We start from the raw sequence: 11,973 nt of genomic DNA, 5'->3' as shown, positions 1-11,973 counted from the left end.
GCCCCCTTCCATTATCATTGTAACAAAAAAGGTATCGTATAAAAATAGAATTGTTCGGCTTAGCCTCAATATTTATAGGATAATACTTGCTTTTTAAATGCATTAGCGATAATCTCATAGCCTTTATCATTTGGATGTACTTGGTCGTATAGCAAATCTTTCTTATCATTTGATATTAACTTTCGAATTGGTAAAACAATGGATGGTTGATTCACTTTCGAAATTGCGTAAACTGCATCATTCCAGCCATCTAAAAACATATCTGCATAAGAAGCAATTGAATCATCGAGTTGTAAAGGATTATAGAGTTCAGATAGAATGAGTAAAGCATTCGGATTCAGGGTCCGAACAGTCTTTACAATGTTTTTTACGTCTGTTTCAAAATGAGCCTTTTCTTTATTTAACATTTTAATACCATCTATAACACCTACATCGCGATTTAAACGAAATAAATTATTTCCTCCAATATTAATGGTAATTATATTCGCTTCTTTAATTTTTTGTTGCACTTCTTCTGCCTGAACTTTTTGAACGAGACGATCTGTTGTAAGTCCGTTTACTCCAAGGTTTTCCACTCTAATCGGTTTATGAATTTGTTCTTCTATTTGTTTGGAAGCTAATTCAGCAAACCCTCCTTGTGTCGAGCCATATCCCTTTGCAAGCGAATCACCTAACACAAGATGATAAAACGAGTCATTCGTTTGTTTATCAATCCAATGAGGAGTAGATGATGCTGATTTTTCTTTTTGTTTTTTTGTCTCATCGTTCTTTTCAAAATGCGAATAAGAAATGATTAGAAGGAGGAGACAAACAATAATTAAGATGACTTTTTTCATAAATCCATCCTCCTTATGATTGGTAATTGTATCATATTCAGTTGTATAAGCAATGGAAGGGCTTATTATATCTTTATGGAAAGTTTACAATAACTTTACAGAAAATTTGTAGAAGTATGTCAAAAATTATTGACGTTATGAAAGAGTGTTAGATATGATAATGTCAGATAAGTGAAGATACGTCACTCTAATATGAAGAAAGAAGAGAAGTAATGTAGAGAGACTACCTTATTAGAGTTTGATGAGAAAATCATTTTATTTGTATTTAAGGGACAATTTTATAAGGGGGATTTTTTGTGAAGAAGTCAAAGAAAGTGCTAGCGGGGACAACTCTTGCATTAGGTATTATGGCTCCGCAAGTGTTGCCAACAGTTGCTCATGCAGAGGGAAAAGCAGAGGGGAGTACAGTTAAATTACGAATCTTAGAAACTTCTGACATTCATGTTAACTTAATGAACTACGACTATTATCAAACAAAAACGGATAATAAAGTAGGCCTTGTTCAAACTGCGACTCTTGTTAACAAGGCACGTGAAGAAGCGAAGAACTCTGTGTTATTTGATGATGGAGATGCGATACAAGGGACACCACTTGGGGATTATGTGGCGCAAAAAGGTTTGGATGGAGACTATGTTCACCCTTTATATCGTTTAATGAATTTAATGAAGTATGACGTCATTTCTCTTGGGAACCACGAATTTAACTATGGCTTGGACTACTTAAATAAGGCAATTAGTAAAACACAGTTCCCAGTTATTAATTCAAATGTATACAAAGAAGATGGCGATAATAATGAAGAAAACGATGAAAATTACTTTAAACCATACCATATTTTTGAAAAAGAAGTAGAAGATGAGTCTGGTCAAAAGCAAAAAGTGAAAATCGGTGTAATGGGCTTTGTACCACCGCAAATTATGGGGTGGGATAAAGCGAATTTAGAAGGAAAAGTAAAAGCGAAAGATATTGTGCAAACGGCGAAGAAAATGGTTCCAAAAATGAAAGTCGAGGGTGCGGATATCATTGTTGCATTAGCGCACTCTGGCGTCGATAAAAATGGTTATAATGCTGGTATGGAAAACGCATCGTATTATTTAGCAACGGAAGTTCCTGGCGTTGATGCAGTGTTAATGGGACACTCACATACAGTAATAACGGACAATTTTAACGGTGTTCCAGTTGTGATGCCAGGTGTTTTTGGAAGTAATTTAGGTATCATTGATATGGAACTGAAAAAGGTAAACGACAAGTGGGAAGTACAAAAAGATAAATCGGTTCCAAGTGTTCGTCCAATTTCTGATAGCAAAGGAAATGCGTTAGTAGAATCTGATAAGAGATTAGTTGATGAAATCAAAGATGATCATGAAGCGACAATTAAATATGTAAATACACCTGTTGGTAAAACAACAGCACCAATCAATAGTTATTTTTCACTTGTACAAGATGATCCATCTGTCCAACTCGTTACGAATGCTCAGAAATGGTATGTAGAAAAGTTATTTGCTGAAAATGGATAGTACAGCAAATATAAGGGACTCCCAGTATTATCTGCAGGGGCACCTTTTAAAGCAGGGGGCCGAAATGGTGCAACTTATTATACAGATATTCCAGCTGGAACTTTAGCGATTAAAAACGTTGCTGACTTATATGTGTACCCAAATACACTTTATGCTGTAAAAGTAAACGGCGCACAAATAAAAGAATGGCTTGAAATGTCTGCAGGTCAGTTCAATCAAATTGATCCAACTAAAGTACAAGAACAGTCATTAGTAAATATAAACTATCCTACATATAACTTTGATATTTTAGATGGCGTAAAATACGAAATTGATGTTACACAACCGGCAAAATATGATAAAGATGGAAAAGTAGTAAACCAAAATGCAAATCGCATCGTGAATATAACATATGATGGAAAGCCGATAGCTGATAACCAAGAATTTATTGTTGCTACAAATAATTATCGTGGTAGTAGTCAAACATTCCCTGGAGTAAGTAAAGGTGAAGTTGTATATCAATCTCAAGATGAAACGCGTCAAATCATTGTGAAATATATGCAAGAAACACCTGTTATTAATCCGGAAGCAGACCAAAACTGGGCGTTTAAACCAATTGCTGCTGAAAAATTAAATACTACATTTGACTCTTCACCAAATGCGCAGAAATATATTACGAAAGATGGAAAAATCTCATATGTTGGTCCGTCTGAAAATGAGTTTGCGAAATATGCCATTGATTTAACGAGAAAGAATGATGAGGAAAACCCAACACCACCACCAACGACAGGTGAAGGAAACGATGGAGACAAACCAACACCGCCAACAGGTGAAGGGAATGATGGAGACAAACCAACACCGCCAACAGGTGAAGGAAACGATGGAGAAAACCCAACACCACCGCCAACAACAGGCGAAGGAAACGATGGGGATAAACCAACATCACCTAGTGAAGGTGAAAATAAAGATACAACAGTACCTACAAATGTAAATGAAGATAAAGAAACAAACAAAGTAGAACGAGATCTTCCGAAAACAGGAGCAAACGTCTTTTCTACAATTGGAGCAGGAGTTGCGTTTATTGGAGCAGGTATTTTCATGCTCTTTAGAAGAAAAAAAACAAGTCGATAAAGTAAAAGAGGATTACCAGTATCGGTAATCCTCTTTTATATAATTTAAGAAACAGTAATAGGCTTTTCTTTCTGCCATGAAAGTCCAAATCCTGTAAATCCAACGATAATTGTAACAATTGGGCACGCTAAGCAGAAGATTGAGTATGGAACGTAATCGATTGTTGGAACGCTTAGTACGTTTGCTAAGAAGACACCACTTACGCCCCATGGTACAAGCGGATTAATAACTGTGCCAGCGTCTTCTAGTACGCGTGATAAATTACGACGTTTTAAACCAACTTCATCGTATTTGTTGGCAAATGCTTGTCCTGTTAATACGATGGATAAGTATTGCTCACCAAGCAAGAAATTAACACCAATTGCTGTTGATGCAGTAGAAACAATTAAACGTGTACTTGTTTTAACGAAGTTAGAAATGATGTTCATAAGCTGCGCGATAATACCCATTCCTTGTAATAGTCCACCCATACAAAGTGCAAGGAAAATAAGTGCAATGGACATCATCATACTTTGTAGGCCACCGCGTGATAATAAGCTATCAATATCTTTTATCTCTGTCTTAGATACATAACCATCTTGCATAATTTTCATTAAATCAGCAAGTGAAGTACTTGGCTTGAAAATAAATAGGATGATAATGCCAGCTACAATGCCAGCAAGTAAAGTTGGGACAGCTGGTACCTTTTTAAAAGCAAATAAGAACAGTAATAAAATCGGAATCAGAGTGACAATCGAGATTGTTGTATTCTTTTCTAATGTACTTGTAAAAGTAGTAAAATCAACATCTCCTGTAGATCCGCTTCCTAAAATGAAAAATGCAATAAAGGCAATAATGAAAGCGGGAATCGTCGTCCAAAGCATGTTGCGAATATGTTCAAATAAATCCACCCCTGTTACAGCAGGCGCTAAGTTTGTTGTATCAGATAAAGGCGACATTTTATCTCCGAAGAAAGCTCCGGAAATAATTGCTCCTGCAATTAGCGCTGGATCGTATCCAAGAGCAGTGCCCATTCCCATAAAGGCAAGACCTACCGTTGCTGCGGTTGTAAAGGCGCTACCAATACTTGTTCCAACAATTGCACAAACAACAAAGACTGTCGGAATGAAAATTTTTGGTGATACAAGTTCGAAGCCGTATACCATTAATGTTGGAATCGTTCCAGCTGCAATCCAAACGCTAATTAATACACCAACAAGTAAGAAAATGAAGATGGATGGAATGCCAGCTGAAATGCTACTTATCATTCCTTTTTCCATAGTAGACCAAGAGATTTTTTTTATAAATCCAAATGCTAACAATACAATAATACCAAATAAAATTGGAATGTGTGGTGATGTTTCTAATTGAATAACACTGAAGCCAATGCAGAAAAAGATTAAAAATGTTAAAAGAATAGATTCGATTTTTGAAACCATTGTTTGTCCCTCCTAATAATCTAAAATAGTTCTTTTTTATATAAAATTCGCCAATATTGTGTATTTCCTTCTAAAATTTAGAATTTTGTGACAAATTACCGGTAATTGTTTAACATCATAAAAAAACGTCCCTGCATATAAATATGCAGGGACGAAAAAATCGCGGTACCACCCTAGCTTGTGAAATGAACGTAGCACAAAATAAAGGGTCGTATAATATGCACCAACAGAAAATAAAAAACGCCCCTGCAATACATGCAGGGACGAAAAAATCGCGGTACCACCCTAAATTGTGAAACAGTTTCATTTCACCACTCTGTAGAAATAACGGTCCATAACCGTCTTTCACTACTCCAAACGTTTCGTAAAAGAAGCTCCAGGGGGTAATTCATAAATCGTTCTGTACTGGTTCGCACCGACCACCAGCTCTCTGAAAGCAAAAAACGAAATACTACTAAATCCTATCATTGCCGATTCATATGATGTTAGTTAAATTTTTATCACACATCGGGCTCTTATGTCAACATATATGTTGATTATTTTTTTTCAAGAAAATAATGGGAGAATGTTTTTTTAATTCTTAATTTGTGCGTTATAATGAAAATAGAAAGGAGGGGAGTGAATGAAGAAAAAAATATTTCTTTTTACAACCTTACTTATTTTAGGTGGTGGTGCTGGTATTTATACAGCATTTGCAGCATCACCAGATCAGCCGAAGCAAAAGAATGTACAAAAGGCAGAAACAAAGGAATTAGAGAAAGTCAAAGAGGAAAAGAGTAGAGAGAAAACAGCTGCTAAATTAGGAGTTTCTCTTGAAGGGAAAACGGAAAAAGAGATTCAAAAAGATTTAGATAAGGCTAGATTTGAGAAGCGGCATGAATTGTTAATAGAACACGCAAAACAACTTGGAATTGATACGGAAGGAAAAACAGATGAAGAGATTATTTTGGAAATTGGAAAGATTCAACATGGCAAATAAAACGACTTATCTTATGATAAGTCGTTCTTTTTTGAGAACATAATTATCTAAAAAAAATTGACAGTACTTCGTTTTTAATGTTAACTATATTTATATAAAAGTTAACATTAGGGGTGACAATTGTGACTGTTAGTCGTAATAAAAGTGAAAAGAAAGCTTATACATATGAAGAGTTAGCAGGAAAAAACAAAGCGTATGTATGGCATCCATTTACACAAATGAAAGATTATTTAGCTGAAGATCCCGTTATCATTGAACGAGGAGAAGGGCGTAAATTATATGATGTAAATGGAAATGGTTATTGGGATGGTGTTTCATCAATTTGGCTTAATGTTCATGGACATCAAGTGCCAGAATTGGATGATGCGATTCGTGAACAGTTAAATAAGGTTGCACATTCTACTATGTTAGGGCTTGCCAATGTACCATCGATTTTACTTGCAGAAAAGGTCATTGAAGTTGTTCCAGAAGGCTTAAAAAAAGTATTTTATTCAGATTCTGGTTCTACAGCTGTTGAAATTGCAATCAAGATGGCTTTTCAATATTGGCAGCATAAAGGGAAACTTAAAAAACAAAAGTTTGTTACATTAAAAGAAGCATATCATGGAGATACAATTGGGGCTGTTTCAGTAGGAGCAATTGACTTGTTTCACCAAGTGTATAGTTCGCTCTTATTTGATGCGATAAAAATGCCATATCCATATACATATCGTTCTCCTTATGGGGATGACAAAGAAAAAATTGTTCAAAAACATTTGGACGAAATGGAAGAGTTATTAAAAGAAAAACACAATGAAATTGCAGCGATTATTGTAGAACCGTTAATGCAAGGTGCAGGCGGTATGATTACAATGCCGAAAGGGTATTTAAAAGGTCTTCGAGATCTTTGTACAACATATAATGTTTTATTTATTACAGATGAAGTAGCAACGGGATTTGGGCGTACTGGAAAAATGTTTGCTTGTGAACATGAAAATGTTACACCGGATATTTTAACAGCTGGAAAAGGCTTAACAGGTGGGTATTTACCAGTAGCTATTACTGTGACAACAGATGAAATTTATGATGCTTTTTTAGGTGACTATGAAGAACAGAAAACATTTTTCCATGGTCATAGTTATACTGGAAATCCATTAGGTTGCGCAGTAGCGATCGCTAATTTAGAACTGTATGAAAAAACAAATCTAGTAAAAGATGTTGCACATAAAGCAGAATATGTAGGGAAACAATTGGAAGCACTTTACGAATACAAGCATGTTGGGGATATTCGTCAGTGCGGATTGATGGTAGGAATTGAGCTTGTGAAAAATAAAGAAACGAAAGAGCCGTTTGATTGGACGGAGCGAGTAGGCGTGGAAGTGTGTAAACGATCTAGAGAATTAGGAATGATTATACGTCCACTTGGTAACACGATTGTATTTATGCCACCGTTAGCATCTCGGATAGATGAGATTGACGAAATGCTGCGCATTTTATATGAAGCAATTGCAGATGTTACGGAGGTAGAATAATGAGCGGCTTTTTCATAACTGCAACCGATACAGAAGTTGGAAAAACAGTTGTTACAGGTGCATTAGCAGGAGTGCTTAGAAATCGTGGATATAATATAGGTGTATATAAACCATTGCAAAGTGGTCATGTCGATTCGAATCCAGAAGGTGACGCAGCTAGATTGAAAGTTGCATCAGGAGTAACGACAGAGACGAATAAAATTTGTCCGTATTCTATTGAAGAACCTCTTGCGCCAAGATTGGCAATGCAGCGAGCAGGAAGAACTGTGAAGCTAGCACAAATTACAGCTCATTATAATGAGTTAATGGCAGAGTTTGATAGTTTATTTGTAGAAGGTGCCGGTGGTCTTGCTGTTCCGTATACAGAAGACGCATTAGTGGTTGATTTTGCAAAGAAATTGAAATTACCACTTATTATTGTCGCGCGTCCAGCGCTAGGTACTGTTAATCATACCGTTTTAACAATCTCTTATGCGAGAGAACATGGCTTAACAGTTGCTGGTGTTATTTTATCGGGCTGTAAAGAATGTGAGAAAGAGCGTGTACAAGAAAATAAAGAGATGATTGAGGAATTAAGTGGCGTGCCGGTTTTAGGTTTACTACCTGAACTTCAAGAAGGATTTACACGTGATGAACTATTAACAGCAGCAGAAGAGAATATTATGATTTCAAATTTAGAGGAGCTTATCAAACATGGATCAAATGTGGGATCGACACTTTCACTCTAGCTTAAATCGTTTAAAGGAGAAATCACAATATCGACATGTAGTAGTAACTGAGCAAGCTGAAGAATCGTGGTTGATTAGGAACGGAATGCGTATGTTGAATTTAGCCTCGAATAACTATCTTGGTTTGGCAGGAGATAAACGATTAAAAGAAGCATCTATAGAAGCGACAATGCAATATGGAGCAGGAGCTACGGCGTCACGGCTTGTTGTAGGAAACTATTCATTATATGAAGAGGTCGAACAGAGTGTTTGTGACTGGAAAGAAACTGAAAAAGCAATCATTGTGAACAGTGGGTATTCAGCAAATGTAGGTGCAATCTCTTCTTTAGTAGGTCGTCACGACATTGTTTTTAGCGATAAGTTAAATCATGCTAGCATAGTCGATGGAATTATGCTCAGTGGTGCAGAACATAAAAGATACCGACATAATGATTTGGAACATTTGGAAACATTACTGCGAGCAGCGCCTTCTGCAAAGCGGAAGTTGATCGTTACAGATACGGTTTTCAGTATGGATGGAGATGTTGCTCATTTAAAAGAGTTGATTATGCTGAAAGAAAAGTATGAAGCTTTATTGATGATTGATGAAGCGCATGCAGGCGGAATATATGGTAGGAATGGTGCAGGATTAGCTCACATCGAACAAGGGCTTTCTCAGAAAATTGACATTCATATGGGAACGTTTAGTAAAGCGTTAGGATGTTATGGAGCTTATTTAGCAGGTGATGCAATTTGCATGGATTATATGAAAAATACGATGAGAAGTTTCATTTTCACAACAGCATTGCCACCAGGGACGCTCGGTGCAATGAAACGTGCAATTGAAATTGTGAAGGAAGATGCGGGAAGACGACAGCAGCTCTTAGAAAATGGAATGTATTTCCGTAATACTTTAGAGGAAGCGGGTTTTCATATTGGTGATAGTGCAACGCATATTGTTCCAGTTATTACAAAATCAAATGAAGTGGTGATGCGTTTTAGCGAAAAGTTGCAGGAAGCGGGAATTGCTGCAATTGCTATCAGACCACCAACGGTTCCACATAATAGTTCGCGAATTCGATTTGCAGTTACGTCTGAACATACAAAAACTGACTTGCAATGGGCTACTAGGCAGATCATTCGAATTGGAAAAGAAGAGGGGGTCTTGAGATGAAACAGCCCGAGCTTATTTTTATTCCCGGATGGGGGATGGAAAAACAAGTATGGGATTCATTACTTCCGTATTTTCAAGAATATTCTGTCCAGCATGTTGAATGGCGTGGTGTAACAGAACGTACTGATTTTGCAGAGCGTGTAGAAGAAGCCGCACAAGGAAAAGATGTAATTTTGATTGGATGGTCACTCGGTGCATTAGCCGCTCTTCAAGTGTGTGACAGGATACAAACAAAAGGATTGATTTTAATAGGTGGTACAGCAAAGTTTACAGTGGATGAAACTTATGAGTGTGGATGGAAACTTCCTTTTGTAGAGCGGATGAAAAGAAGTTTGTTGAAACGAAAGGAAGATACATTGAAGTGCTTCTATAAAAGTATGTTTGCAAAACAGGAGATAAAAGATAGTGAACAATTTGAAAGTATTGTAGCGCATTTTCAAGGTGATTCTATAGAATCTTTACAGTTCGGGCTTGATTATTTAATAGAGATGGATATGAGAAGTCAGTTAAAGCAGGTGAAGATGCCGATGTTACTTATTCATGGAGAACAGGATGCCATATGTCCACTATCTGCTGCTCGCTATATACAAGAAAATACGAATGGAGCGCTTAAAGTAATAAGTGGGGCTGGGCATGCGCTTTGTGTAACTAATTTTGAATATTGTGCAAATGAAATGATTCAGTTTATAGAGGGGATACAAAATGATCAACAAAACGTTATTACAAAAACGATTTAATGGAGCAGCTGTATCCTATGATCAATATGCAAGTGTACAAAAAAAGATGGCGCAACAATTACTTTCTATAATGAAAAAACACTACCACAAAATGTCGTCCATCCGTATTTTGGAACTCGGATGTGGCACAGGTTATTTGACTGAGCAATTAGCCGTTTTTTTTCCAAATGCAGAAATTATAGCAATTGATTTTGCTGAAAGTATGATTGCTGTTGCTAAAACGAGAAATCACGTAGAATCTGTGACATTTAGATGTGAAGATATCGAACACCTTACATTAAGTGAGTCATTTGATGTCATCATCTCAAGCGCAACATTTCAATGGCTAAATGATTTGCAAATAACGCTGAAAAACTTATATCGTTATTTGTTTGAAGGTGGTTTATTGTTATTTTCAACATTTGGGGAGCAAACGTTCCAAGAACTTCATACAGCATTTCAGAGTGCTAAAGAAGAAAAAAATATACAAAGTAGTTCATCTGTTGGACAACGTTTTTTAATGAGAGAACAGTTGCAAGATGTATGTGAAAGTATAACAGGGGATGTTCATGTTTCTGAAACATGTTACATAGAGAAATTTGCTACAGTTCGGGAGTTTCTACAATCCATTCGGAAGGTGGGAGCAACGAATAGTAATGCAGAGTCTTATTGTCAAAGTCCTTCTATCTTTCGAACCATGCTTCGTATATACGAAAGAGATTTCACGGAAGAAGGGCAAATTGTAACAACGTACCATGCTTTATTTGCGTATATTGAAAAAGAGGGGAAGAGAAGAAATGAAACAAGTACAAACAAAAACAGATTGGAAGAAAATTGCATCTGAAGTAGTAGAGGGCAGAAGTATAACGAAAGAAGAAGCTGTAGCAATTTTAGAAGCTGACGATACAGAAGTATTGGAAATTATGAACGCAGCTTATATCATTCGTCATCATTACTTTGGTAAAAAAGTGAAATTAAATATGATTATTAATACGAAATCCGGATTATGTCCAGAAGATTGCGGATATTGCTCACAGTCTATCGTTTCAGAAGCACCAATAGATAAGTATGCATGGTTAACACAAGAAAAAATCGTAGCGGGAGCTCACGAAGCAATTCGCCGTAAAGCAGGTACATACTGCATTGTTGCATCTGGCCGTCGTCCGACGGATAAAGAAGTAAATCATGTTATTGGTGCAGTGAAAGAAATTCGGGAAACAACAGATTTGAAAATTTGTTGTTGCTTAGGATTTTTAAATGAAGATCAAGCAGGGCGCTTAGCAGAAGCGGGTGTTCACCGTTATAACCATAACTTAAATACACATGCAAATAATTACGATAGCATTTGTTCAACACATACGTATGATGATCGCGTAGATACAGTAGAAAAAGCAAAGCAAGCAGGGATTTCTCCTTGTTCTGGTGCGATTTTTGGTATGGGAGAAACGAAAGAGCAACAAGTTGAAATTGCGCTTGAATTAAAACGTATAGATGCGGACTCTATTCCATGTAACTTTCTTGTAGCTGTAAAAGGGACACCGCTTGAAGGGCAGAAAGAATTAACGCCAGTGGAATGTTTAAAAGTGCTAGCGATGATGCGTTTTGTGAATCCATCAAAAGAAATCCGTATTTCCGGTGGTCGCGAAATTAATTTACGCTCTGTACAGCCAATTGGCTTATTTGCAGCAAATTCGATCTTCGTTGGTGACTATTTAACAACAGAAGGACAAGAGCCAACAGCTGACTGGGGTATGATTGAAGATTTAGGATTTGAAATTGAGGAATGTGCGCTGTAGAAAAATGAGGGGGAAGACCCTTAGTAGACTAAAAATAATCGAATAAAGGTTATACCAAAACAGCTATTCTTTCATGGATATTCCGTGGAAGAGTGGCTGTTTTTAATAGGGAAAATATAATATTCCTCTTTTTGTGCAAGCACCTTTTTACTAACAAACAGCATAATTAATCCATATTTCTTAAGAACATTATTCCATTCCGTAATGAATAA

The 11,973-nt window shown here is 36.6% G+C and carries 9 protein-coding genes, 1 pseudogene and 1 other annotated feature; of the genes and pseudogenes, 8 read left to right on the top strand and 2 right to left on the bottom strand.

Annotated elements, in window-relative coordinates; all coding sequences use genetic code 11:
* Positions 1-65: 65 nt before the first annotated feature.
* On the bottom strand, positions 66-836 hold the full coding sequence (locus LOK41_RS00125; RefSeq protein ID WP_241814673.1) for a GDSL-type esterase/lipase family protein: 771 nt from the start codon (positions 834-836) through the stop codon (positions 66-68).
* A 296-nt stretch (positions 837-1,132) separates the two neighbouring features.
* Between LOK41_RS00125 and cpdB the strand changes: the two are divergent.
* Positions 1,133-3,460 (top strand): annotated as a pseudogene (gene cpdB / locus LOK41_RS00120) (bifunctional 2',3'-cyclic-nucleotide 2'-phosphodiesterase/3'-nucleotidase).
* A 44-nt stretch (positions 3,461-3,504) separates the two neighbouring features.
* On the opposite strand, the gene nhaC reads toward cpdB, so the two are convergent.
* Complete coding sequence (nhaC, locus tag LOK41_RS00115; protein ID WP_241814671.1) at positions 3,505-4,878, bottom strand: Na+/H+ antiporter NhaC; 1,374 nt, start codon at positions 4,876-4,878, stop codon at positions 3,505-3,507.
* Between the two features lie 256 nt (positions 4,879-5,134).
* Positions 5,135-5,355 (bottom strand) — a binding site (T-box leader).
* A 145-nt stretch (positions 5,356-5,500) separates the two neighbouring features.
* Between nhaC and LOK41_RS00110 the strand changes: the two genes are divergently transcribed.
* The 7 genes from LOK41_RS00110 (at position 5,501) to bioB (ending at position 11,761) form a co-directional block, all read left to right on the top strand.
* On the top strand, positions 5,501-5,857 hold the full coding sequence (locus LOK41_RS00110; protein WP_241814666.1) for a hypothetical protein: 357 nt from the start codon (positions 5,501-5,503) through the stop codon (positions 5,855-5,857).
* 113 nt (positions 5,858-5,970) lie between these two features.
* On the top strand, positions 5,971-7,368 hold the full coding sequence (gene bioA / locus LOK41_RS00105; RefSeq protein WP_241814664.1) for an adenosylmethionine--8-amino-7-oxononanoate transaminase: 1,398 nt from the start codon (positions 5,971-5,973) through the stop codon (positions 7,366-7,368).
* Complete coding sequence (gene bioD / locus LOK41_RS00100; protein WP_241814663.1) at positions 7,368-8,096, top strand: dethiobiotin synthase; 729 nt, start codon at positions 7,368-7,370, stop codon at positions 8,094-8,096. Before bioA ends, bioD begins: the two co-directional genes overlap by 1 nt.
* Positions 8,062-9,249 carry an 8-amino-7-oxononanoate synthase gene (gene bioF, locus LOK41_RS00095; protein ID WP_241814661.1) on the top strand — a complete coding sequence of 396 codons (1,188 nt, stop codon included), beginning with the start codon at positions 8,062-8,064 and terminating at the stop codon, positions 9,247-9,249. The genes bioD and bioF overlap by 35 nt, the downstream gene beginning before the upstream one ends.
* A complete protein-coding gene (locus LOK41_RS00090; protein WP_241814660.1) occupies positions 9,246-9,986 on the top strand; it encodes an alpha/beta fold hydrolase in 741 nt (246 codons plus the stop codon). The genes bioF and LOK41_RS00090 overlap by 4 nt, the downstream gene beginning before the upstream one ends.
* Complete coding sequence (gene bioC / locus LOK41_RS00085; protein WP_241814659.1) at positions 9,952-10,809, top strand: malonyl-ACP O-methyltransferase BioC; 858 nt, start codon at positions 9,952-9,954, stop codon at positions 10,807-10,809. Before LOK41_RS00090 ends, bioC begins: the two co-directional genes overlap by 35 nt.
* The gene (bioB, locus tag LOK41_RS00080; RefSeq protein ID WP_241814658.1) at positions 10,763-11,761 is read left to right on the top strand and encodes a biotin synthase BioB; all 999 of its coding nucleotides are present in this window, start codon (positions 10,763-10,765) and stop codon (positions 11,759-11,761) included. The genes bioC and bioB overlap by 47 nt, the downstream gene beginning before the upstream one ends.
* The last annotated feature ends 212 nt before the right edge of the window (positions 11,762-11,973 follow it).

Source organism: Bacillus sp. TL12 (genome assembly GCF_022625245.1).
Classification (GTDB): Bacteria; Bacillota; Bacilli; order Bacillales; family Bacillaceae_G; genus Bacillus_A.
This window is presented reverse-complemented; position numbering and strand designations above follow the sequence as displayed.

What these genes read in the sequence shown, in the direction of transcription:
- LOK41_RS00125 (WP_241814673.1), bottom strand. Translation starts at nt 836, where the DNA reads ATGAAAAAAGTCATCTTAATTATTGTTTGTCTCCTCCTTCTAATCATT.
- nhaC (WP_241814671.1), bottom strand. Translation starts at nt 4,878, where the DNA reads ATGGTTTCAAAAATCGAATCTATTCTTTTAACATTTTTAATCTTTTTC.
- LOK41_RS00110 (WP_241814666.1), top strand. Translation starts at nt 5,501, where the DNA reads ATGAAGAAAAAAATATTTCTTTTTACAACCTTACTTATTTTAGGTGGT.
- bioD (WP_241814663.1), top strand. Translation starts at nt 7,368, where the DNA reads ATGAGCGGCTTTTTCATAACTGCAACCGATACAGAAGTTGGAAAAACA.
- bioF (WP_241814661.1), top strand. Translation starts at nt 8,062, where the DNA reads ATGGATCAAATGTGGGATCGACACTTTCACTCTAGCTTAAATCGTTTA.
- LOK41_RS00090 (WP_241814660.1), top strand. Translation starts at nt 9,246, where the DNA reads ATGAAACAGCCCGAGCTTATTTTTATTCCCGGATGGGGGATGGAAAAA.
- bioC (WP_241814659.1), top strand. Translation starts at nt 9,952, where the DNA reads ATGATCAACAAAACGTTATTACAAAAACGATTTAATGGAGCAGCTGTA.
- bioB (WP_241814658.1), top strand. Translation starts at nt 10,763, where the DNA reads ATGAAACAAGTACAAACAAAAACAGATTGGAAGAAAATTGCATCTGAA.